This window comes from Streptomyces sp. NBC_01244 (genome assembly GCF_035987325.1).
Taxonomy (GTDB): Bacteria; Actinomycetota; Actinomycetes; order Streptomycetales; family Streptomycetaceae; genus Streptomyces.
The window spans coordinates 799,274-821,103 of sequence record NZ_CP108488.1; the positions used below are offsets into that span (position 1 = coordinate 799,274).

The 21,830-nt window shown below is 71.5% G+C and carries 23 protein-coding genes and 3 pseudogenes; 16 read left to right on the forward strand and 10 right to left on the reverse strand.

Annotation, left to right across the window (positions count from 1 at the left end):
• The first annotated feature begins 16 nt into the window (after nucleotides 1–16).
• From OG247_RS03375 to OG247_RS03395, 5 genes are all read left to right on the forward strand, one after another.
• Nucleotides 17–1,039 (forward strand): carbon-nitrogen hydrolase family protein, encoded by a 1,023-nt coding sequence (locus tag OG247_RS03375; RefSeq protein ID WP_327250759.1) that lies wholly within the window; start codon nucleotides 17–19, stop codon nucleotides 1,037–1,039.
• Nucleotides 1,036–2,148: a cupin domain-containing protein gene (locus tag OG247_RS03380; RefSeq protein WP_327250760.1), complete on the forward strand. Its 1,113-nt coding sequence runs from the start codon at nucleotides 1,036–1,038 to the stop codon at nucleotides 2,146–2,148. Before OG247_RS03375 ends, OG247_RS03380 begins: the two co-directional genes overlap by 4 nt.
• Nucleotides 2,149–2,263: 115 nt before the next feature.
• Complete coding sequence (locus OG247_RS03385) at nucleotides 2,264–3,178, forward strand: fumarylacetoacetate hydrolase family protein (RefSeq protein WP_327250761.1); 915 nt, start codon at nucleotides 2,264–2,266, stop codon at nucleotides 3,176–3,178.
• A 144-nt stretch (nucleotides 3,179–3,322) separates the two neighbouring features.
• Nucleotides 3,323–4,066: a maleate cis-trans isomerase family protein gene (locus tag OG247_RS03390; RefSeq protein WP_327257332.1), complete on the forward strand. Its 744-nt coding sequence runs from the start codon at nucleotides 3,323–3,325 to the stop codon at nucleotides 4,064–4,066.
• 63 nt (nucleotides 4,067–4,129) lie between these two features.
• Entirely contained in the window at nucleotides 4,130–4,969 is an 840-nt protein-coding gene (locus OG247_RS03395; RefSeq protein ID WP_327250762.1) for a PaaX family transcriptional regulator, read from the forward strand.
• 75 nt (nucleotides 4,970–5,044) lie between these two features.
• Here the strand turns inward: OG247_RS03395 and OG247_RS03400 are convergent.
• A pseudogene (locus OG247_RS03400) lies at nucleotides 5,045–5,284 on the reverse strand (substrate-binding domain-containing protein); the annotation flags it as partial.
• 69 nt (nucleotides 5,285–5,353) lie between these two features.
• On the opposite strand from OG247_RS03400, the gene OG247_RS44720 reads away from it, so the two are divergent.
• The 5 genes and pseudogenes from OG247_RS44720 to OG247_RS03425 all read left to right on the forward strand — a co-directional run bounded on the left by OG247_RS44720 (nucleotide 5,354) and on the right by OG247_RS03425 (nucleotide 9,379).
• Nucleotides 5,354–5,566: a hypothetical protein gene (locus OG247_RS44720; protein WP_442813213.1), complete on the forward strand. Its 213-nt coding sequence runs from the start codon at nucleotides 5,354–5,356 to the stop codon at nucleotides 5,564–5,566.
• Nucleotides 5,563–6,456 (forward strand): annotated as a pseudogene (locus OG247_RS03410) (RNA-guided endonuclease InsQ/TnpB family protein); the annotation flags it as partial. The gene OG247_RS44720 and the pseudogene OG247_RS03410, both read left to right, overlap by 4 nt.
• Before the next feature lie 4 nt (nucleotides 6,457–6,460).
• Nucleotides 6,461–6,670 (forward strand): hypothetical protein, encoded by a 210-nt coding sequence (locus OG247_RS03415; protein WP_327257826.1) that lies wholly within the window; start codon nucleotides 6,461–6,463, stop codon nucleotides 6,668–6,670.
• Between the two features lie 79 nt (nucleotides 6,671–6,749).
• Nucleotides 6,750–8,135, forward strand: a complete 1,386-nt coding sequence (locus tag OG247_RS03420) for a GH1 family beta-glucosidase (RefSeq protein ID WP_327250763.1) — start codon at nucleotides 6,750–6,752, stop codon at nucleotides 8,133–8,135.
• The gene (locus OG247_RS03425) at nucleotides 8,132–9,379 is read left to right on the forward strand and encodes an MFS transporter (RefSeq protein WP_327250764.1); all 1,248 of its coding nucleotides are present in this window, start codon (nucleotides 8,132–8,134) and stop codon (nucleotides 9,377–9,379) included. Before OG247_RS03420 ends, OG247_RS03425 begins: the two co-directional genes overlap by 4 nt.
• Before the next feature lie 35 nt (nucleotides 9,380–9,414).
• Here the strand turns inward: OG247_RS03425 and OG247_RS03430 are convergent, their stop codons facing one another.
• Entirely contained in the window at nucleotides 9,415–9,939 is a 525-nt protein-coding gene (locus OG247_RS03430) for a CGNR zinc finger domain-containing protein (RefSeq protein ID WP_327250765.1), read from the reverse strand.
• Between the two features lie 25 nt (nucleotides 9,940–9,964).
• Here OG247_RS03430 and OG247_RS03435 point away from each other — a divergent pair, with 25 nt between their 5' ends.
• Together OG247_RS03435 and OG247_RS03440 are read left to right on the forward strand one after the other, a co-directional pair.
• A complete protein-coding gene (locus tag OG247_RS03435) occupies nucleotides 9,965–10,633 on the forward strand; it encodes a LysE family translocator (RefSeq protein ID WP_327250766.1) in 669 nt (222 codons plus the stop codon).
• 348 nt (nucleotides 10,634–10,981) lie between these two features.
• Nucleotides 10,982–11,641 (forward strand): annotated as a pseudogene (locus OG247_RS03440) (VanW family protein); the annotation flags it as partial.
• A gap of 187 nt (nucleotides 11,642–11,828) precedes the next feature.
• On the opposite strand, the gene OG247_RS03445 reads toward OG247_RS03440, so the two are convergent.
• From OG247_RS03445 to OG247_RS03455, 3 genes are read right to left on the reverse strand one after another with little or no spacing between them, the layout of a single operon-like run.
• Entirely contained in the window at nucleotides 11,829–12,800 is a 972-nt protein-coding gene (locus tag OG247_RS03445; RefSeq protein ID WP_327250767.1) for an NAD(P)-dependent alcohol dehydrogenase, read from the reverse strand.
• A complete protein-coding gene (locus tag OG247_RS03450; RefSeq protein WP_327250768.1) occupies nucleotides 12,797–13,084 on the reverse strand; it encodes a helix-turn-helix transcriptional regulator in 288 nt (95 codons plus the stop codon). Before OG247_RS03450 ends, OG247_RS03445 begins: the two co-directional genes overlap by 4 nt.
• A complete protein-coding gene (locus OG247_RS03455) occupies nucleotides 13,078–13,545 on the reverse strand; it encodes a hypothetical protein (RefSeq protein WP_327250769.1) in 468 nt (155 codons plus the stop codon). Before OG247_RS03455 ends, OG247_RS03450 begins: the two co-directional genes overlap by 7 nt.
• Nucleotides 13,546–13,680: 135 nt before the next feature.
• Between OG247_RS03455 and OG247_RS03460 the strand changes: the two genes are divergently transcribed.
• From OG247_RS03460 to OG247_RS03475, 4 genes are all read left to right on the forward strand, one after another.
• On the forward strand, nucleotides 13,681–14,325 hold the full coding sequence (locus tag OG247_RS03460; protein WP_327250770.1) for a hypothetical protein: 645 nt from the start codon (nucleotides 13,681–13,683) through the stop codon (nucleotides 14,323–14,325).
• A 109-nt stretch (nucleotides 14,326–14,434) separates the two neighbouring features.
• Nucleotides 14,435–14,701 carry a ferredoxin gene (locus tag OG247_RS03465; protein ID WP_327257333.1) on the forward strand — a complete coding sequence of 89 codons (267 nt, stop codon included), beginning with the start codon at nucleotides 14,435–14,437 and terminating at the stop codon, nucleotides 14,699–14,701.
• Nucleotides 14,694–16,088: an NAD(P)/FAD-dependent oxidoreductase gene (locus OG247_RS03470; RefSeq protein ID WP_327250771.1), complete on the forward strand. Its 1,395-nt coding sequence runs from the start codon at nucleotides 14,694–14,696 to the stop codon at nucleotides 16,086–16,088. Before OG247_RS03465 ends, OG247_RS03470 begins: the two co-directional genes overlap by 8 nt.
• A 24-nt stretch (nucleotides 16,089–16,112) precedes the next feature.
• On the forward strand, nucleotides 16,113–17,351 hold the full coding sequence (locus OG247_RS03475; RefSeq protein ID WP_327250772.1) for a cytochrome P450: 1,239 nt from the start codon (nucleotides 16,113–16,115) through the stop codon (nucleotides 17,349–17,351).
• A gap of 85 nt (nucleotides 17,352–17,436) precedes the next feature.
• Here OG247_RS03475 and OG247_RS03480 read toward each other — a convergent pair whose 3' ends face one another.
• From OG247_RS03480 to OG247_RS03500, 5 genes are all read right to left on the reverse strand, one after another.
• Entirely contained in the window at nucleotides 17,437–17,688 is a 252-nt protein-coding gene (locus tag OG247_RS03480) for an EF-hand domain-containing protein (protein WP_327250773.1), read from the reverse strand.
• A 119-nt stretch (nucleotides 17,689–17,807) separates the two neighbouring features.
• Nucleotides 17,808–18,941, reverse strand: coding sequence for a mechanosensitive ion channel family protein (locus tag OG247_RS03485; protein WP_327250774.1), 1,134 nt, complete (start codon nucleotides 18,939–18,941; stop codon nucleotides 17,808–17,810).
• Nucleotides 18,942–19,213: 272 nt separating this feature from the next.
• Complete coding sequence (locus OG247_RS03490; RefSeq protein WP_327250775.1) at nucleotides 19,214–20,047, reverse strand: amino acid ABC transporter ATP-binding protein; 834 nt, start codon at nucleotides 20,045–20,047, stop codon at nucleotides 19,214–19,216.
• A gap of 7 nt (nucleotides 20,048–20,054) precedes the next feature.
• On the reverse strand, nucleotides 20,055–20,885 hold the full coding sequence (locus tag OG247_RS03495) for an amino acid ABC transporter permease (protein ID WP_442813214.1): 831 nt from the start codon (nucleotides 20,883–20,885) through the stop codon (nucleotides 20,055–20,057).
• The gene (locus tag OG247_RS03500; protein ID WP_442813215.1) at nucleotides 20,852–21,700 is read right to left on the reverse strand and encodes an ABC transporter substrate-binding protein; all 849 of its coding nucleotides are present in this window, start codon (nucleotides 21,698–21,700) and stop codon (nucleotides 20,852–20,854) included. The genes OG247_RS03495 and OG247_RS03500 overlap by 34 nt, the downstream gene beginning before the upstream one ends.
• Between the last annotated feature and the right edge of the window lie 130 nt (nucleotides 21,701–21,830).

The window sequence follows — 21,830 nt, forward strand, 5'->3', positions numbered from 1 at the left end:
GAACGGCCGAGATCCCATGGAGACCCGTCCCCCGAACGCCCTGCCCCGCTTCACGGCGGCCGCCGTCCAGGCCGCTCCCGTCTACCTCGATCCCGCCGCCACCGTCGACAAGGCCGTCGCCCTGATCGCGGAGGCCGCCGGGAAGGGTGCCGAACTCGTCGTGTTCCCCGAGGCGTTCGTGCCCGGCTACCCGTACTGGAACTGGACGATGAACCCGGTCCAGGGCTCGCCGTGGTTCGAACGCCTGCAGCGCGCGTCCATCGACGTCCCCGGCCCGCACGTCGACACCCTGCGCGCGGCGGCCCGCCAGTACGGGGTCGTCCTGGTCATCGGCGTCAACGAACGCGCCCCGCACAGCCTGGGCGTGCTCTACAACACGCTGCTGACCATCGGCCCCGGCGGCGAACTGCTCGGCGTCCACCGCAAGTTGGTTCCCACTTGGGCGGAGAAGCTCACCTGGACCGGTGGTGACGGCAGTTCCCTGCGCGTCCACCAGACCCCCGTCGGCCCGGTCGGCGCCCTCGCGTGCGGGGAGAACACCAACACCCTGGCCCGTTTCACCCTCCTGGCCCAGGGCGAACTGGTGCACGCGGCCTGCTACATCGCGCTGCCCGTGGCGCCCACCGACTACGACATGGCCGAGGCCATCGCCGTGCGGACCGCGGCCCACAGCTTCGAGGGCAAGGTCTTCTCCGTCGTCGCCTGCTCCACGGTCTCCCCCGAGATCGTCGACGCGGTCGCCGGTGAGGACGAGGCCGTGCGGGCCCTGTTCGCCCGGCCGCGCAGTGCCCTGTCGGGCATCTTCGGCCCCGACGGCCGCCCGGTGACGGAGCCGCTCGTCGACGTCGAGGGCATCGTCTACGCCGAGATCGACCTGAACCGGTGCATCCAGCCCAAGCAGATGCACGACATCACCGGGCACTACAACCGCTTCGACGTGTTCCGCCTCGAAGTGGACAACCGGCCGCGCCCGCCGGTCAGTTTCACCGTCCCGCACACGGCCCTGCCGGCCACCGCCACCCCCGAGGAGGACGCATGACCACCGATCAGGACGACACCGCGCTCGGCCGCGCCCGGGTCTTTGACACCCCCGAGCTCACCGCCTACTACGGCGAGCTCGAAGCCCTGGAGGCAGGTGCGCTGTGGACGGTGGCCAACGACATCGAGCCCTGGTACCCGCAGCCCAAGTCCGTTCCGGTGTTGTGGCGTTACGAGGAGTTGCGGCCCCTCGTCCACAAGGCCCTCGGTCTGGTCCGGGCCGACGACGCCGGCCGCCGCGTGGTGATGCTGGTCAACCCCGGCCGCAGGGACGTCAGTGCCGCCGCCGGACTCCTCTACACCGGGCTGCAGATCATGGGCCCCGGCGAGGCGATGACCGCCCACCGCCACCAGGCCGCGGCGCTGCGCTTCGTGCACGAGGGCACCGGCGCGTGGACGATCGTGGACGGCCAGAAGCTGAAGGTCGGCCCGCGCGACTTCGCCATCACCCCGAACGGCACCTGGCACGAGCACGGCAACGATGCCTCCGACGCCCCGGTGATCTGGCAGGACGGTCTGGACATCCCGCTGGTCAACGCCTTGGACGCCGGGTTCTACGAGGTGCACCCCGAGCTGTACCAGCGGCCCGGGAAAGTGGTCAACTCCTCGGTCCTGACCTACGCCGCGAACCTGCTCCCGTACGGATCCGAGAAGTGGACCCGCCCCTACTCCCCGCTGCTCGCCTACCCCTGGGAGCAGACCTACGAGGCCCTGCGCGGCCTGGCCTCGGCCACCGCGGGCTCCCCGTACGACGGGGTCATCGCGGAGTACACCAACCCGGTGACCGGCGGTTCGGTGATGCCCACCATGAGCGCCCACATGCAGCTGCTGCGCCCGGGGCAGGCCACCCAAGCCCACCGCCACACCGGGTCGGTGATCTACACGGCGGCCAAGGGGCACGGCGTATCGGTGATCGCCGGGCAGCGCTTCGAGTGGAAGCAGGGCGACGTCTTCTGCGTCCCGTCCTGGGCCTGGCACGAGCACCACAACCTCGACCCGTCCGAGGACGCCTGCCTGTTCTCCTTCAACGATTTCCCCGTCATGCGCTCCCTCGGCTTCCACCGCGAAGAGGCCTACCCGGACAACGGCGGGCACCAGCCCGCCTCCTGAGCCGCGTCGCCGCACCGGGCCGCCGGCCCTGACACCGGTCCCGGTGCGGCGGCGCACCCCGCGCCGCCGTACTTCCTCCCCTGCTCTCCCCCCACCTCTCCCCTAGGAGCCACCGATGCGACTGGTGACCTACACGACCGCGCCGATGACCGCCACCGCCGACCGCCTGGGCGCCCAGGTCGACGGCCTGGTGTACGACCTCGCGGCCCTCGCCCGGCACGCGGGCGTCGAACTCCCCGCCGACCTGCTCTCCTTCGTCCGGGCGGGCGCCCCCGCCCGGGAGACGGCCGCCCGCTTGCTGGCGGGCGATCCCGCGGACCGGCCCGCCGGGTCCGTGCACCGGCTGGAGGACGTCGCCCTGCGCGCCCCGCTGCGCCCCGGCAAGATCATCGGGGTCGGGCTGAACTACGTGGAGCACGTGGAGGAGTCCAGCCGGACCCTCGACACCGACAAGGACCTGCCGCCGCGTCCGGTGCTGTTCAGCAAGCCCGCCACCGCCGTCACCGGCCCCGGGGCGCCGATCCTGCACAACGCGGACCTCACGGCGCAGCTCGACTGGGAGTGCGAGCTCGCCGTGGTCATCGGCCGGACCGCCTTCCGGGTGACCGAGGAGGAGGCGTACGGCCACGTCTTCGGCTACAGCATCGTCAACGACATCAGCGCCCGCGACCAGCGCCGCTCGGGCCAGTGGTTCTTCTCCAAGGGCCAGGACTCCTACGCCCCCTTCGGCCCGGCCGTGGTCACCGCCGACGAGGTCCCGGACCCGATGGACCTCGACCTCGAACTGCGGGTGAACGGGGTCACCAAGCAGAAGTCCAACACCCGGCACATGCTGTTCCCCATCGCCCGGCTCATCGCCGACATCAGCTCCGGCGTGACCCTGGAGCCCGGCGACGTCATCGCGACCGGCTCCCCCTCCGGCGTCGGGGCCGGCATGGTCCCGCCCGAGTTCCTCGTGCCCGGCGACACCGTCGAGGCCACCGTCGAGATCATCGGAACCCTCGCCAACCCCGTCGTCGACGCCCGCTGAACCCGGCCGGACCACACCCCGGCCGGACCACACTCCGGCCGGACCACACCCCCGCCGGACACCACCCCGCCCGACCACCGAGGAGCACCCGTGTCGCCCCGCACCTACCGCATCGGCCAGATCGTCCCCAGTTCCAACGTCACCATGGAGACCGAGGTGCCCGCGATCCTGCGCGCCCGCATGGAGATCGCACCCGACGACCGCTTCACCTTCCACTCCAGCCGCATGCGCATGACCCATGTGACGCCCGAGCAGCTCAAGGCCATGGACGCCGATTCCGACCGCTGCGCCGTGGAGCTCTCGGACGCGCGGGTCGACGTGCTCGGCTACGCCTGTCTGGTCGCCATCATGAGCATGGGGCTCGGCTACCACCGCACCTCCGAGGACCGCCTGCACGCGCGCACCGTGGAGAACGGGGCCCCCGCCCCCGTGGTCACCAGCGCCGGCGCCCTGGTCCACGGGCTGCACACGATGGGCGCCAGGAAGGTGGCCCTGCTGGCCCCGTACATGCGCCCCCTGACCCAGACCGTCGTCGACTACCTCACCCACGAGGGCATCGAGGTCCTTGACTTCCAGGCCCTGGAGATCCCGAACAACCTCGACGTGGCCGCCCACGACCCGGCCAGGCTCCCCGGCCTGGCCCGCGCCCTGGACTACGCCGACGCGGACGCGGTCGTCCTGTCGGCCTGCGTGCAGATGCCCTCGCTCGGCGCCATCGAGGAGGCCGAGCAGCTGCTCGGCAAGCCGGTCGTCTCCGCGGCCGTCTGCACCGCCCACCAGATGCTGCGCGCCCTCGACCTGCCGGCCGTCGCCCCCGGCGCCGGCCATCTGCTCTCGGGCGCGTACGCGGAGGCTCCCCTGCACCCGGGAACGCGGGCCTCGGGGTGACCGGAGGCGGCCCGGCCGCCGCCCCTCGATAGGATCACCACCCCACACCACGGGAAGGTGATCATGTCGGACAGCCCCCTCAGGCCCAGCTCGTTGATCAGTACGGTCTACGGGGCCTTCGTGCGCGGGAGCGGCGGCTGGATCTCCGTCGCCGACCTGATCACGCTCATGTCGGAACTCGGCGTGGAGAGCCAGGCCGTGCGCTCGGCCATCTCCCGGCTCAAGAAGAAGGGCGTTCTCGAACCGGAACGCCGCGGGGCCACCGGGTACCGGCTCAGCCCGGCCGTCCACCCGGTCTTCGACGCCGGCGACCGGCGCATCTTCGCCAGCCTCGAACCGGCGGACCTCGCGGACGGCTGGGCCATGGCGGTCTTCTCCGTGCCGGAGTCCGAGCGCTCCCACCGCTACCAGCTGCGCACCAGACTGACCTGGCTCGGCTTCGGCAACATCGCCCCCGGCGTGTGGCTGGCGCCGGGCCGGCTCCTGGAGGACGCGCGCGACATGCTCGTCCGGCTCGGCCTCAGCGAGTACGTCCACCTGTTCGCCGCGGCCGACTACGCCGCGTTCAGCGACCTGCCGCAGGCGGTCAGCTCCTGGTGGGACTTCCCCGCGATCCAGGCCCAGTACGCCACGTTCACCGGCGCGTACGCGCCGGTCGCCGCGAAGCTCGCCCTGCAGGACGGCATCGACCCCGCCGAGGCCTTCCGTCACTACGTGCCGATGCTCACCGAGTGGCGCCGGCTGCCCTACCTCGACCCGGGCCTCCCCGCCGAGCTGCTCCCCGCGGACTGGAACGCCGTGGGCGCCCGGCAGGTCTTCCAGCAGCTGCACGAGGTCCTGGCGGGGCCGGGCCTGCGGCACGTACAGGACGTGACGGGCCCTTCCGAGGGGCGCGGCGCCTGAGGGAGCGCTCCCTCGGGACGATTCGCGGACCACGAGGTCGTTGGGCATGACCATGCGGTCCCTGGGGCCGCCCTCGATCAGGCCCAGGAGCAGCCGCACCGTGGCCGTGGCCTGGTCGGCCATGGGGCTGCGCACGGAGGTGAGGGCCGGGACGGTGTAGGCGGCGGCCTCGATGTCGTCGAAGCCGACGACTGCCACGTCCGCGGGGACCCGCAGACCCACCTGCCGCAGGGTCCGCAGGGCTCCGATGGCCATCAGGTCGTTGGCCGCGAACACCGCGTCCAGCTCCGGGTCGTCTTCCAGCAGCTGCCGCATGGCCTCGGCTCCGGAGGCCCGGGCGACTCCCCGCCGCTCCCCCCGGACCCCGCGAATCCACCGAGGCTGGTGTGGAGCGACGAGTTCGACGGCCCCGCGGCCGGCAAGCCCGATCAGGCCAAGTGGCGTGCGGACCCGGGCACCGGGCAGAACGGCGAGCTGGAGTACTACACCGACCACCAGATGAAGATCTTGTGCCGGTACTTCGTCACGACAACCAAGGGGCATGAAGCACGAAAGCGCAGTGCCGACCAGTGCGGATGTTCTGATACCCGGCCGTGAACCAACGTGAGTACGCTGATCGCCATGCGGCTTCGGTACAGCTTCCGCCTGTACCCGAACGGTCCTCAGCGCTCCGCGCTCGTGAGACCGCCCGCAGGTCAGGCGATGCGTTCCTGAACGCCTACAAGAACTTCTTCGACGGCCTCAAGGGCGAGCGACCCTGCATGGGCGCACCACGGTTCAAGTCACGCAAGGACAACCGGCAGGCCGTACGGTTCACCGCCAACGCCCGATGGAAGATCACGACCGGCGGCGACCTGTCGTTGCCGAAGATCGGAGACGTGCGGGTGGAATGGTCCCGCACCCTGCCGTCTATGCCGTCCACGGTTACCGTGGTCAAGGACGCGGCCGGCAGGTACTTCGCGTCGTTCGTCGTGGAGACCGGGCCGGATGAGACGCTGCCCGAGGCGACGCCGGAAGTCGGCATCGACCTGGGGCTCACACACTTCGCGATCCTCTCGGACGGCACGAAGATCGAGTCTCCGCGTTTCCTGCGCCGGGCGGAGAAGAAGCTCAAGCGGGAACAGCGTCGCCTGTCCCGCAAGGCCAAGGGCAGCAACAACCGGGCCAAGGCCCGCATCAAGGTCGCCCGCGCTCACGCACGGGTGGCCGACGCGAGGCGCGAGTTCCACCACCAGCTCTCCACCCGGATCATCCGTGGGAACCAAGCGGTTGCCGTGGAGAACCTGGCGGTCATGGGACTCGCCCGTACGCGCCTGGCCAAGTCCGTCCACGACGCCGGATGGTCCGCGTTCGTGGCGATGCTGGAGTACAAAGCCGCCCGGTACGGACGCACCTTCGTGCGGATCGGCCGCTTCGAGCCGACCTCTCAGGTCTGCTGCGTGTGCGGCGTCAAGGACGGCCCCAAACCCCTGCACGTCCGCGTGTGGGAGCGTGCGCAGGGCGCGAGCGCTCTCGGGGGAGGAACTCGACCGGGTCTTCGCCACCGCCCTGCGCGCCCATCTCACGCAGTCGCTGCTGCTCTGCGCGGGCGAACGTGCCTCGGGCGGGGCCGGGGAGGCGCGGGAGCTCGCCGGGGAGCTGGAGAAGGCCGGATCGGAGCAGCTGGCCCTGCTCGACGCGGCACGCTCCGGCAAAAGTTGAGAATTGTTCACTTTCCATTGACAGGGCGGGTCCGGGGACCCGAAAGTGCCGTGAACGTCCCCGAACGAAGCGAGTCCGCATGGCTACGTCCGTACCGCCGCTCCCGCCCGTGCCCCGTTTCCCGGCCGGTTTCCGCTGGGGCGTCTCCGCCTCCGCCTTCCAGATCGAGGGCTCGCCCACCGCCGACGGCCGGGGGCCCTCCTCCTGGGACGCCTTCACCCGGGAGCGGGGGCGCGTCAAGGACGGCTCGCACGCGGAGGTGGCCACCGACCACTACCGCCGCTACCGCGAGGACGTGGCCCTGATGGGCGGACTGGGCGTGGACGCCTACCGGTTCTCCGTCTCCTGGTCCCGGGTCCTGCCCGACGGACACGGGGCCGTCAACCGGGCGGGGCTGGACTTCTACGACCGGCTCGTCGACGAGCTGTGCGCCGCGGGGATCGATCCGGTGCCGACCCTTTTCCACTGGGACACCCCGCTCGCCCTGGAGGAGCGGGGCGGCTGGCTGGAACGCGACACCGCCGAGCGGTTCGCGGCGTACGCCTCGGTGGTCGCGGAGCGCCTCGCCGACCGCGTGCCCATGTGGATCACCATCAACGAGCCCGCCGAGGTGACCCTCCTGGGGTACGGCCTCGGCGAACACGCCCCCGGCAAGCAGCTCGTCTTCGACGCCCTGCCCGCGGCCCACCACCAGCTGCTGGCCCACGGACTGGGCGTACAGGCCCTGCGCGCGGCGGGCGCGCGCCACATCGGCATAGCCGCCTCGCACAGCCCCGTGTGGGCCGCCGGCGAGGGCGAAGAGGACCGGGCCGCCGCCGCGTTGTACGACACCCTCACCAACCGCCTCTTCGCCGACCCGATCCTGACCGGCGCCTACCCGGACGGCCTGGAATCCCTGCTGCCCGGCCCGGTGGCCGAGGACCTCAAGGCGATCTCGGCCCCGCTGGACTGGTACGGGGTCAACTACTACAACCCGATGCTCGTCGGCGCCCCCACCCCGGCCGGCGCCTCCGCCTTCGGCGGGATCGAGATCCCCTCCGGCCTCCCCTTCGCCTTCCGGGAGATCGAGGGGTACGAGCGCACCGACTTCGACTGGCCGGTGGTCCCGGACGGGCTGCGCGAACTGCTCGCCACCCTGCGGGAGCGCTACGGCGACCGGCTGCCGCCGCTCTACATCACCGAGAACGGCTGCTCGTACGGGGACGGCCCGGATCCGGGCACCGGCCGGATCGAGGACGCGCGCCGGATCGCCTACCACGAGGGTCACGTGCGGGCCCTGCACGAGGCGATGGCCGAGGGGGCCGATGTCCGCGGCTACTTCATCTGGTCGATCCTCGACAACTTCGAATGGGCGGAGGGCTACCGGCAGCGGTTCGGCCTGGTCCACGTCGACTACGAGACCCTCGCCCGGACCCCCAAGGAGTCGTACGCCTGGTACCGCGACCTGATCAAGAGCGGCAGGTGACCGCCGGGCCGAAGATCGCGGCGGCCACGGAGGCCGCCACGCCGCCGGGCGGCCGGTGGGTGAGCGCGCTGTCCCTCGCCAACCTCGGGGTGTGGGTCGGCTGGTTCGGCCCGCTCCAGCTGCTGCTGGCACGCCAGGCCGAGTTCCTGACCCCGGAGAACAAGGCGTCCACCCTCGCCCTGGTGACGGGACTGGGGGCGGCCGTCTCGATGGTCGCCAATCCCGTCTTCGGCGCGCTGTCCGACCGTACGACGGCGCGCGCGGGCCGCCGGATCCCCTGGGTGGTCGCCGGGGTGGCGGGCGGGGCGGTGGGCCTGGTGGTCCTCGGGCTGGCGCAGAGCGTCGCCGTGGTGATCGCGGGCTGGTGCCTGGTGCAGCTCGCCCTCAACGCCGCCTTCGCCGCGCTCACCGCGGCCGTCCCCGACCAGGTCCCGGCCCGGCAGCGCGGGCTGGTCGGCGGCTGGCTCGGCGTCTCCCAGGTCATCGGGATCCTGGTCGGCACGGCGCTGGCCACGGTCGCGGGCGGGATCACCGCCGGCTACCTGGCCTGCGCGGCCTTCTCGGTCCTCGCGGCCGTGCCGTACGTGCTGATGCGGCGGGACTCCGTGCTCGCCCCCGCCGCACGGCCGCCCTTCCGGTGGCGCGGCTTCCTGACCGGCTTCTGGATCGACCCGCGCCGCCATCCCGACTTCGGCTGGGCCTGGCTGACCCGGTTCCTGATGAACCTCTCGTACTCCATCAGCACGATGTACCTGCTCTACTACCTGACCGACGCCGTGCGCTACCGGGGCGACGCGGACACCGGGGTCCTGATCCTCACGGCGCTCAACGCCCTCACCCTGCTGTCCACCGTGGTGATCAGCGGCATCCGGTCGGACCGCAGCGGCCGCCGCAAGTCCTACGTGATCCGGTCCGGGCTGGTCATCGCCTCGGCCACGCTGCTGCTCGCCGTCTGGCAGACCTGGACCGGCGCGGTCGTGGCCTCGCTCGTCCTGGGCCTCGGCTTCGGCGTGTACACGGCGGTGGACTTCGCCCTGCTCACGGACGTACTGCCGACCGCGGAGGACCGGGGCAAGGACCTGGGCGTCATCAACATCGCCAACGCGCTGCCGCAGGTGCTGGCTCCGGTGATCGCGGCCCCGGTGGTCACCCACCTCGGCGGGTACACGGCTCTGTACGCGCTGGCGGGCGGTCTCGCCGTGGCGGGATCGCTGCTGGTCAGGCGGATCCGCTCGGTTCTCTAGGGGTACTCCGTGGCGGCCGGTCGCGGCGCGGGTCGTCACCGCTCGCGCTGTCGGGCGCGGTGCCGGCGGACGGCATCACGGCTGCCGCAGCGCGGTGAGCAGTACCGCTGGGTGCCGTTCCTCGAGGTGTCGACGACGACGTTCGCGCAGGGGTGGGCCGCGCACCGGCCGAGGCGGTGCATGCCGCGCGTGGTCAGGTGCAGTGCGGTGCCGACGCTGAACACGGCGTGCAGGACGCGTGCCAGGTCGTCGTCGACGTCGCGATAGTGCAGGTGCCAGCCCTCGCCGTTGTGGTCGGTCAGGCGTGGATACGCGGTCGCGGCGGCCATCTGCCCGTTGAGGATCTCCGCCCGCTCGTTCGGGTCGCGGGCGTCGACGACCCGGATCCAGTCGTCGAGCACGGCCCGGCAGCGGGCGTGGTCGTCGGGCCGCTCGGGGAAGAGCATCGTCATGCCGAACTCGCGGGTCCGCTCGACGATCCCGTCCCGGGTGTCGGGCCAATCGTCGGCCAGGGAGCGGGCGAGGAGCACGGCGTACTCGCCGTAAGGGTTGAGGTGCACAAGGCCATTACATCAGGGTGGGGGCATGTCCCTCACCTCGTTGTCCTCACCCGTGTCCGGCGTGTCCGTCTTCGGGATGGCGCTCACCGCTCTGGTCATGGTGGTGACCCCCGGGCCCAACATGATCTACCTCGTTTCGCGCAGCATCAGCCAGGGACGCACCGCGGGCCTCGTCTCCCTGGCCGGCACCGGCGTCGGCTTCGTCGTCTACATGCTGATGGGCAACCTCGGCCTCGCCGTCGTGTTCGTCGCGGTGCCCTGGCTGTTCATCGGCTTCAAAGCCGCGGGAGTCCTCTACCTGGTCCACCTCGCCTGGCAGGCCCTGCGGCCCGGAGGCCGAGGCATGTTCGAGGTCCGTGACATTCCCCGCGACAGCCCGGCCCGACTCTTCCGCATGGGGCTGGTGACGAACCTGCTCAACCCCAAGGCCGCGATCATGTACCTGACCCTGATCCCGCAGTTCATAGACCCGCATCGCGGGCATCCGACCGCGCAGGGCCTGACCCTCGGTTCGGTCCAGATCGCGGTGAGCCTGACCGTCAATGCCCTGATCGTCATCGCCGCCGGCGCCATCGCCACCTTCCTCGGGCAACGCCCGAGCTGGGCCACCGCGCAACGCCGTATCACCGGCACCCTCCTGGGCGCCGTGGCACTTCTCCTTGTCCGCGAGGTGCCCGCTCGAGCCCGAGCCTGACGGCGCCCAAGCACCGGCGGGCGCCCGGTGGCGGGGCCTTCCGGGCCCTCTGGCGTGAGACCCGGCACATTTCTCACCCTTTTGGTCCGATTTAGACCAGACTCGTATGGTTCGGATTCCGAAGCGACAGGGAGAGACATGCGACGCGCCCACGGCCGTACGGCCACCACGCGGATCGCCCTGATATCGGCCGGCACGGCCGCTGTGCTCGGCCTCGGCGGCCTTTCCGCCGGTCCCGCGGCCGCCGTGGGCACACCCGCCCCGGACCGGACCGGACCGCCCACGGCCACGGCCACGGCCACCGACACCGCCACCGCCACCGCCCCGGCGGCCGTCGGGCAGCAGATCCTCTCCACCTTCACCGTGGCCTATCCCGCGGCGCCCTACCGGACCCACAACATCGCGCGCGCCGTGGGACTGATCAACGGGGCCGTCGTCCAGCAGGGCGACGTCTGGAGCTTCAACCAGGCGGTGGGCGAGCGGACCGAGGAGAACGGCTTCGTCGACGGCATCATGATCAACGACGGCCGTTACGTGAAATCCCCCGGCGGCGGCGTCTCCGCGGTCGCGACGACCATGTACAACGCCATGTTCTTCGCGGGCCTGAAGCCGCTGGAGCACGGAGCCCACTCCTTCTACATCGAGCGGTACCCGGAAGGCCGCGAGGCCACCGTCGCCTGGGGCACCCTCGACCTGCGCTGGCAGAACGACTCGGGGCACCCCGTGACCGTCCGGGCCTCCTCCACCTCCACCTCGGTGACCATCACCCTGCTCGGAACGAAGCAGTACGACGAGATTCGCGCCACCAAGGGTCCGCGCACCCACATCACCCCGCCGGCGAAGCGCACCGTCACCGGCCCCACCTGCGAGCCCCAGACCCCGCTGGAAGGGTTCGACGTCTCCGTCGACCGTGTCTTCGTCCGGGGCGGCCACGAGGTCGGCCGCGAGACGTTCCGTACGCACTACACCCCGCGCGACGAGATCATCTGCGCCCCGGAGTCCCCGACGGCCACGCCCGGCGCGACCCCGTCGGGCTCCCCCGGGACCCCGGCCGCGCCCGCCGCGCCCGGCACCTCCCCCGCTCCCACCGCGTCCCCCTCGACCACCGCTCCGAGCACGTCCGGCGCACCCACCGCGTCCGGCAACGGCAGCGGCAGCGGCAGCGGCAGCGGCAGCACCGGAACGGCGCCCACGCCTAAGGCGTGATCAGGATCTTTCCGCGCGCCTCGCCCCGGTGGATCCGGTCGATGGCCTCCGGGGCCTCGGCGAGCCGGCAGGTGAGGTGGACGGCCGGGGACAGGGTGCCGTCCTCGACGTGCCGGCGCAGGACCTCCAGGTCCGCCTGACGCTCGGCGGAGATGAACCCCTTGAGGCCGTGGCGCACGAAGGGGTTCAGCAGCGCGGCCCACAGGACCCGGCCCATGCCGCCCAGCCAGGGGCCGCCGCCCTCGCCTCCGACGATCACGAGCGTCCCGCGCGGGGTCAGGGCGCGCCGGAGGTGCGACAGGGCCCGGTTGCCCGCGGTGTCCAGGATGAGGTCGTAGCGGCGGACGCCGTCCGCGAACTCCTCGCGGGTGTAATCGATGACCTCGTCCGCGCCGAGCCCGCGCACCAGCTCCGTCTTCGTGGTGCTGCACACTCCGGTGACGTGCGCCCCGTACGCCTTGGCCAACTGCACCGCGAAGGTGCCGACCCCGCCCGCGGCGCCGATGACCAGGACCCGCTGCCCCGGCCGTACGCGCCCCGCGTCACGCAGCGCCTGGAGGGCGGTGAGCCCCGAGATCGGGAGGGCCGCCGCCGCCTCCAGGGGCATCCCGGCGGGCCTGAGCGCCAGCTTGTCCTGCCGGGCGGTGGCGTACTCCGCGAAGGAGCCCTCGCAGATGCCGAACACCTCGTCCCCCACGCGGAAGGCGCTCACCCCCTCGCCGACCGCCTCGACCCGCCCGGAGACCTCCCGGCCGCGCACGGGCACGCCGGGCGCGCGCAGTCCGTAGCCCAGGAGGCGCAGCAGGTAGGGCTTGCCGCTCATGAGGTGCCAGACCCCCGCGTCGAGCGCGGCGGCCCGGACGGCTATGAGCACCTCTCCCCTGCCCGGTCTCGGCGTTTCGATGTCCCTGAGCTCCAGTACTTCGCTCGAGCCGTACGCGTCCTGCACGATCGCCTTCACGGCGCCGTCCCTTCCTCGTCGGTGTCGTCCGTGTCGTCCGTGTCGCCTGCGCCGTCCGCATCGTCCGCGCCATCGGCGTACTGGAATACCTGTTCAAGGGGCACCGCGAAGACGCGGGCGATCCTGAACGCCGTCTCCAGCGAAGGCGAGTAGCGGCCCTTCTCGATGGCGATGACGGTCTGGCGGGTCACTCCGATGCGCTCCGCCAGCTCCGCCTGGGTCATCTCCCCGCGCTCGAAGCGCAGGATCCTGATCCGGTTCGTGATGCCGGTCGGCTTCACCACGACTGGAACCCCCAGCGGTAGGCGGCGAGCTTGACGACCGAGCCGAGCACGGCCGAAAGGACGAAGCCCAGGTAGAGGGCGTTCGAGATCCAGAAGCGGTCCGCGCCGGCCATCGAGAGGATCAGCGCGGTCACGGCGCCGATGACGAGGAAGGACTGCCCGGCGTGCTCGCCGAGGCGGCCGATCTCCTTGTCCCGCTGGTCCTTGACGTCGGCCTCGCCGGGCCCGGCCACCGCCACGGCGATGTTGAGGAGGATCGCGGCGGCGATGGCGCCGCCGACCGTCCAGAGCAGCGGCGTGACGTACGGGACCTCGGCGAGGGGGACGCCGTCGCCGGACCGGCCCAGCACGAGAGCCAGGTAGACCGCGTACCCGATGACCGCGACCACCCCCATGATCCATGCGCGCTTCTCTTCGAACGCCACGACCGCACCCGCTCCCATGTAAAAGAACTTTGACATCACCAAGGTAAAAGGATCCATACCTGGTGTCAATAATTTCTTACATCCACCTCTCGGGTCCGGGGACCGCGACCCGTGTCACCCGGGCGCACGGCCCCGCTGGCACCACGGCCGCACCCGGGGCTTGCTGGACGCATGAGACCAGAAGCGCCGGAGACCGCCCCCCGGCAGAGCCTGAGCACCCCCAGGGCGGCGGGGCTCGCGGGGATCCTCTTCGCCGCCCTCATGGCGGCGGCGATCGTGCTGGCCCGGATCGCCCTCCCGGAGGGGGGCGGCGCGGCCGAGGTCGAGATCACCTCCGGGCAGCGGGACGCGGTGACCACGGCGCTGGAGCTCGTCCCCTTCGCGGGCATCGCCTTCCTGTGGTTCATGGGCGCGCTGCGGGAGCACTCCGGCGAGGCCGAGGACCGGTTCGTGGCCACCGTCTTCCTGGGCAGCGGGCTGATCTTCGTCGCCAGCCTCTTCGGCGCCGCCGCGGCCGCCGGGACGGTGCTGGACGCCGATCAGCCCCAGGACTTCGGCCGCCACTTCGCCTACAACCTGCTGACCACGTACGGGATGCGGATGGCCGCCGTGTTCGTGTTCGCGACCTCCACGATCGGCCGCCGGCTCGGGGTCTTTCCGCGCCCGCTGGCCCTGGCGGGGTACCTCGCCGGTCTGGTGCTGCTCGTGGCGGGCTCCTCCGTGCCCTGGTCCGAGCTGGTCTTCCCGGCCTGGGCCCTGCTCGTGAGCCTGTACATCCTGCGGTCGGGCCGGGGCCGCCCCAGCCAGGCCCCCTGACGGGCGCCACAACCCTCACTCCAATAGCCGCCGCCTACGAGCTTCCCGGCACCACCGCGCGCACGCTGGTGCGGGAAGCCCAGGGGGGCACCGAAAGGACCACACCTTGCTGAGGCTCGTCGTCGATCTCAACCGGTGCCAGGGATACGCGCAGTGCGCCTTCCTCGCCCCCGACGTCTTCGCGATGCACGGGGACGAGGGGCTGCTCTACGATCCGCAGGCCCAGGAGGCCCAGCGCGAGCGCGTGGCCCAGGCCGCCGCCGCCTGCCCCGTCCAGGCCATCCTCGTGGACGATCTGGACCGGCCGGACGGCGCCGCCGCGCGCACCCCGGCGACCGCGGCCTCCGGCGCCGGGGGCGAGGCCTCCGATGGCTGACACCGCCCTGGACCAGCTCAAGCGCTCCGGCCGGATCGTGGTCGTCGGTGCCTCGCTGGCCGGCCTGCGCGCCGCCGAGGTCATGCGGGAGAAGGGCTTCGCCGGCTCACTGACCCTGGTCGGCGACGAGCGCCACGAGCCGTACGACCGCCCGCCGCTGTCCAAGCAGGTGCTGCTGGGCAAGGCCGAGGCCGACGGCACCCTGCTCCCCCGACGGCTCGACATCGACGCCGAATGGCGCCTGGGCGTCGCGGCCACGGGGCTCGACATGGCGGCCCGTACGGTCAAGCTCGCCGATGGCGAGGAGGTCCCGTACGACCGTCTCCTGATCGCCACCGGCGTCCGGGCCCGGCCCTGGCCGAACGAGGCAGAGGGCGAGCTCGACGGGGTCTTCACCCTGCGCACCCGCGAGGACGGGGCGGGCCTGGCCCGCGCCCTGGCGGCCGGACCGCGCCGGGTCCTGGTCATCGGCGCCGGGTTCACCGGCTCCGAGATCGCCTCGGCGTGCCGGGAGCGCGGACTGGAGGTGACCGTCGCCGAACGCGGTGACGGCCCCCTGGTCGGCGCCCTGGGCGGGGTGATCGGGGCGGTCGCCGCCGAACTCCACCGGGAGAACGGCGTGGACCTGCGGACCGGGATCATGGTGACCGCACTGGAGGGCGACTCCACCGGACGCGTGCGGGCCGCACACCTCTCCGACGGCACCACGCTGGAATGCGACGTGGTGGTCGTCTCCCTCGGAGCCCAGCGCAACACCGAGTGGCTGACCGGCTCCGGACTCGGCGCGGGTCCGCGCGGCATCGCCTGCGACGCGGGCTGCCGGGCCTTCGACCTCCGCGGGATCGTCACCGACGACATCTACGTGGCGGGCGACGTGGCCCGTTCCCCGCACGCGCTGTTCGGCTACCAGTTCCTCTCCCTGGAGCACTGGGGCAACGCCGTGGCGCAGGCCGAGACCGCCGCCCACAACATGCTGAGCGAGGGCACCGACCGCCGGCCGCACCTGTGGGTGCCGGCGTTCTGGTCCTCTCAGTTCGGGGTGAACATCAAGTCCGTGGGCGTTCCCTCCATGGGCAGCGAGATCATGATCACCCAGGGGTCGCGGTCCGAGCGCCGGTTCACCGCGGTCTACGGCTACCAGGGCCGGGTGATCGGCGCGGTCACCTTCGACAACGGGCGCTGGCTGCAGTTCTACGAGAAGCAGATCGAGGCCTGCGCGCCCTTCCCGCCGCCGTTCACCACGGTGGACCGGCGCCCCGACGGGCAGCGGCCGATCCCGGCCGACTTCCCCGACCCCTCCCTGCCCACGCACGGCCCGACCATCACCCTCAGCGGGTACTCGCCGGCCGACCGCCGGATCGCCACCTTCACCCCCGCCGGGCACTGACCCGCACGTACCCGGAGGACTCCCATGGCCCACGGCATCCTGAGCCAGATCCTGGACTATTCCAGCCGCGCGAACCCGTACCCGCTGTACGAGGAGCTGCGCAAGACCCCCGTCTTCCACGACGGGACCGGACCGTACGTCATCAGCACCTACTACGACATCCAGAGCCTGCTGCACGATCCGCGGCTCAGCTCCGACGCCCGCAACCTGGCCGCCACGGCCGGGGACCCGCTGGCCGAGGGCGGGGAGGCGGAGGAGACCGCGCTGCCGCCGAGCTTCCTGAAGCTGGACCCGCCGGAGCACGACCGGCTGCGCCGGATGACGAACCGGCCCTTCGGGCCGCCGCACTCCCCGCACCGCGTCGACGGGATGCGCGGCGGCCTGAAGGACATCGTCACCGGTCTCATCGACAACCTCGGGGACACCGAGAACATCGACCTCGTCGACCAGTTCGCGTACCCGTTCCCGGTGACGATGATCTGCCAGCTGCTCGGCGTACCGCGCGAGGACGAGCCCAAGTTCCACGTCTGGGCCGACACCCTCGCCGCGAGCCTGGACCCCGATCCGGACGCCGATCCGGCCGAACGTCAGCGCAAGACCCACGACTCCCGCATGGAGCTGGGCATGTACCTGGCCGGGCTGATCGAACAGCGCCGCAAGGATCCCGGCGAGGACATGCTCTCCCAACTGGCCGTGGGACACGGCCCGGACGAGTCCATGTCCACGATGGAGCTGCTGAGCACGGCGGCCCTGCTGCTGATCGCCGGCCACGAGACCACGGTCAACCTGATCACCAACGGCATGCTGACCCTGCTGCGCAACCCGGACGTGCTGGCGCAGTTGCGGCAGGAGCCCGGACTGGCCGTGCCGCTGGTGGAGGAACTGCTGCGGTTCGAGCCGCCGGTGCAGTTGCTGCCGCAGCGCACCCCGCTCGTGGACATCGAGGTCGGCGGGGTCACCATCCCGAAGGGCTCCTCGATGTGGCTGATCCTGGCCTCCGGCAACCGGGACCCCGACCGCTTCGAGAACCCGGACCGCTTCGACCCGTACCGCAAGGACATCCAGCACCTGGGCCTGGGCAGCGGCATCCACAGCTGCTTCGGCGCCCCGCTGGCACGGCTGGAGGCCCAGCTCGCGCTGAGCGAGCTGGCCCGGCGGCTGGAGAACCCGCGGCTGCTGGAGGATCCGCCGCCCTACCGGCAGAACGCGGTCCTGCGCGGGCCCCGGCACCTGCGGATCGCCTGCGACGGGGTCCGCGACTGAGCAGCCGCCGGGCAGCCGCCCTGCAGACGCCGAGCAGGCCCTGAGCCGGGCCCCGGACCAGCCCTGGTCCGGGGCCCGCTCGCGGCTACCAGCCGAAGCGGCGGTCGACCTCGCGCTCGAACTCCTCGAAGGACAGCACGTCGTCGCCGTCCGCGTTCGCCCGGTCGAAAAGGGCCGAGGAGGTGTCGACGTCGCCCACGGCCCAGAAGGGCAGATCGCCCTGGGCTGCGAGGGTGGGGCCCTTGCTGCGCAGGGCCGTGATCACCTCGACCCTGGTCAGCACCCCGTCGCTGTTCAGGTCGAGCGCGTCGAAGAGCTTGCGGGCCTTCTCACTCATGACAGGGTCCTTTCGATGGACTGCGCGGTGCGGGAGACGACGGGGCGCGGACCCCGGGGCGTCAGCTTATGACCCGCCTCCGCGCCCCCATCCGCCGGTGTCCCTCGCTACCTCCCTCGCTACCGCACACCGTCCGCCAGGGCCGTGACCGGCGCCTCGCGCTGATGCGGGACCGGCGACACCGGAGAGACCAGCGCGACCCCTGCGAGCGGCACGGACCGGGAGTCCTCCTGGTGGAGCGCGACCGTCCGCGTGGGGGCCGGGATCGAAATGCCCTCCGCCCGGAACCGGCTGTGCAGGCGTTTGATGAACTCGTGCTTGATCCGGTACTGGTCACTGAACTCGCCGACGCCGAGGATCACCGTGAAGTTGATCCTGGAGTCCGCGAAGGTGTGGAAGCGTACGGCTCCTTCGTGGTCGGGGACCGCGCCGTTGATGTCCGCCATGACCCCGTCGACCACCTCGAGGGTCACCCGCTCGACGTGCTCCAGGTCGCTCTCGTAGCCCACTCCCACCTGGACCATGATCGACAACTGCTGTTCCGGCTGGGTGAAGTTGGTCATGTTCGTGCGCGCGAGCCGCCCGTTGGGGATGATCACCAGGTTGTTCGACAGGTTGCGGACCACGGTGTTGCGCCAGTTGATGTCGACGACGTACCCCTCCTCACCGCTCGTCAGACGGATGTAGTCACCGGGCTGCACCGTCTTCGAGGCGAGGATGTGCACGCCCGCGAAGAGGTTGGCCAGGGTGTCCTGCAGCGCCAGGGCCACCGCCAGACCGCCCACGCCGAGGGCGGTGAGCAAGGGTGCGATGGACACGCCCACGGATTCGAGGGCGACGAGCAGGCCGATCGCGAGCACCAGAACGCGCGTGATGTTGACGAATATGGTGGCCGATCCGGCCACTCCCGTCCGCGCCTGGGCCACGGACTGGACGAGGCCGGCGACGACGCGGGCCACGCCGACCGTGGCGACGAGGATCAGCAGCGCGGTCAGCGAGTGGTTCACCCACCCGGAGACGCGTGCGCTGAGCGGCAGCGTCGAGGCGGCCACGGCGGCGCCCGCGATGACGGCCGCCGCGGGTGCGAGGGTGCGCAGCGCGTCGACCATGATGTCGTCGCCGCTCCACCGGGTCCTGAGGGCGTGCTTGGACAGCCACCGCACGAGGGCGCGCAGCAGCAGCCCGGCGAGACCGCCCGCGGCCAGCGCGATGCCGGCGATCAGCCAGTCGTGCAGGACGAGGTCCCGGCTCAACGGACGTCCTCCGCCGCTCGCCGGACCAGGGAGGCGGGGGCCGGCCCTGCGGGCCGCCCGATGAGGGGTGTGGTCACCTTGTCACCTGTCAGTTCGTCGTGCGTGGGGCCGCGTTCGCGCATGCGTGCGCATCCGGAACGGACTGCCATCCTGCCCCATGGGCAGCGCGGCGCCGAGCTCGGGCCCCGCGGGTGCACGACTCGCTCGGGAACCCCGTCCGGTCGGGGGCTCGACGCCGTCAGGGACGGAACGCGGTCAGGTGCCCGGGCCGGTCAGGCGTCCGCGGCCCGGCCCGGTTCCTCGTCCCGGGGCCCGGGCGGCTCGGCCGACGCCGGATCCAGGATCCGGTTGAGGAAGCTCCTGGTCCGCTCCTGCCGGGGATCCCCGACCACTTGGGCCGCCGGGCCGTGCTCGACGATGACCCCGCCGTCCATGAACACGACCCGGTCCGCGACCTCGCGGGCGAAGCTCATCTCGTGGGTGACCACCATCATCGTCATGCCCTCGCCCGCCAGGACCCGCATCACCGCGAGCACCTCGCCGACGAGTTCGGGGTCCAGCGCCGAGGTCGGCTCGTCGAAGAGCATCACTTCCGGGCCCATGGACAGGGCCCTGGCGATCGCCACCCGCTGCTGCTGGCCGCCGGACAACTGGGCCGGGTACGCCTCGGACTTGTCGGAGAGGCCGACGCGGGCGAGGTTCTCCCGGGCCACGGCCTCGGCCTCGGCCTTGCTCCGGCCCAGGACGCGGCGCTGGGGCAGGGTGAGGTTCTCGCGCACGCTGACGTGCGGGAAGAGGTTGAACTGCTGGAAGACCATCCCGATGCGGCGGCGTACGGCGTCGATGTCGACGTCCAGGTCCGTCACCTCGGTTCCGCCGACGAAGACCCGGCCCTCGCTGGGCTCTTCGAGCAGGTTCACACAGCGCAGCAGCGTCGATTTGCCCGAGCCGGAGGGCCCGATGACGCACACCACCTCGCCGCGGGCGATGTCGAGGTCGATACCGCGCAGGACGTGGTTGGCGCCGAAGGACTTGTGCAGTCCCCGGATCTCGATCTCCGGGCCGTCCTTGGCCGTCGTGTCCACCGCTGGGGTCTCCTGTGGCATGTCTTCCTCACACGGCCTTGTCCGCGCGGGCCTCCAGGCGGCGCACCACGAAGCTCAGCGGCACGGTCACCAGGAGGTAGCACAGGCCCGCGACCAGGATCGGGGTGGAGTTGGCGGTCTGGCTGGCGAGGTCCCGTCCGAACTTCGTCAGTTCGCGCTCGGACAGCGTCACGCCGAGGAACAGCACGAGCGAGGAGTCCTTGAAGAGCAGGACGAGCTCGTTGGTGAGGGGCGGGATGACGATGCGGAAGGCCTGCGGGATGACGACCGAGACCATGGCGCGGGCGTGCGAGAAGCCCAGCGAGCGGGCGGCTTCCATCTGTCCCTTGGGGACCGCCTGGATGCCGGCCCGAATCGTTTCCGCCATGTAGGCGGCGGCCACCAGTCCCAGGCCGATCGCGACCTTGCCGTACGTGCCGCCCGGGATCTCCGTACCGGGGAACGCCAAGGGCACCGCCACGCCCACGAAGATGAAGATCAGCAGGGCCGGGAGCCCCCGGAACAGCTCGATGTAGACGCTCGCGACCCACCGGTACGGGGCCACGGAGGACAGCCTCATCATGGCGATGACCAGACCGAGGACCAGGCCGAGGAGGAACCCGGAGGTCGTGTAGACCACCGTGTTGCGCAGGGCCGTGGTGATGATCTCCGGGAAGAGCCGCAGCGCCAGGTCCTTCTGGGCGAACTGGTTCTGCAGCCTCCCCCAGTCCGCGGAGACGGCGATCAGCACCAGCACCGCGACGAAGAGCGCGTACTGCAGTCCCTGCGAGACCCGGCGGCGCTGGCGCCGGGTCAGCCGGGAGGTCACGGGGTGGTCTGGGGCAGCGGGCCGATCCACTGCTCGTAGAGCTTCTTGTAGGTGCCGTCGGCCTTCGCGTCGGTGATCGCCTTGTCGATCGCGGCCACGAGGGCGGTGTTGCCCTTCTTCACCGAGAAGCCGTACTGCTCGCCGGTCTCGATGTTCTGTCCGAGGGTGAACTCCGCCGCGTTCTTGGGGTCCTTGAGCCAGCCCTGGACCACGGGGTAGTCGATGACGACCGCGTCCACCTGGCCGGTGCGCAGTCCGTTGATGACCGCGTCCGAGCTTTCGAAGGCGACGGGGTCGAAGCCCTGGGCCTTGGCGTAGCTCTCGCCGGTGGTTTCGGCCTGCGCGCCCAGCTTCTTCGACTTCGCCTTGAGGTCGGCCAGCGAGGTGACGCCGCTCTTCTTGGTGGCGAGCAGTGCCTGCGTGGCGTCGAAGTAGGGGACGGAGAAGTCGACGTTCTTCTTGCGCTCGTCGGTGATCGTCATTCCGGCGGCCGCGAGGTCGCACTCGCCGGAGTTCAGGAAGGCTCCGGTCTTGAAGTTTTCGAAGGGCGTGTCGAGGATCTTCTGCTCGACCTTGAGCCGGGTCGCCACCAGGTCGACCAGCGCCACGTCGAATCCGACGACCTTGCCGTCCTTCTCGAACTGGAACGGCGGATAGGGCAGGTGGGTGCAGGTCGTCAGTTTGCCCTTCTCCACGACGGGCACTCCGCCGGCCGCCTCGCTCGGGCCGTCATCGCCCGAGGAGCATCCCGCGACGAGGAACGCGCCCGCCGCCGCGGCCGCGGCGGCGACGCGGATGCGGGGACCTGCGGGGCGCTTGCGGTTTCCTCTGGCCGTCCGGAACACGGTTGACCTCCACGAGTGCGGGTCGAGCGGCGATCACGGGCGGGACCGTCCGCGGCGATCGTAAGCCACGGGCGGCGCCCGCTGAGGGATCTTCCGCCATGCGTTCCGGCGGCGCCAGGGCGGATCCCGG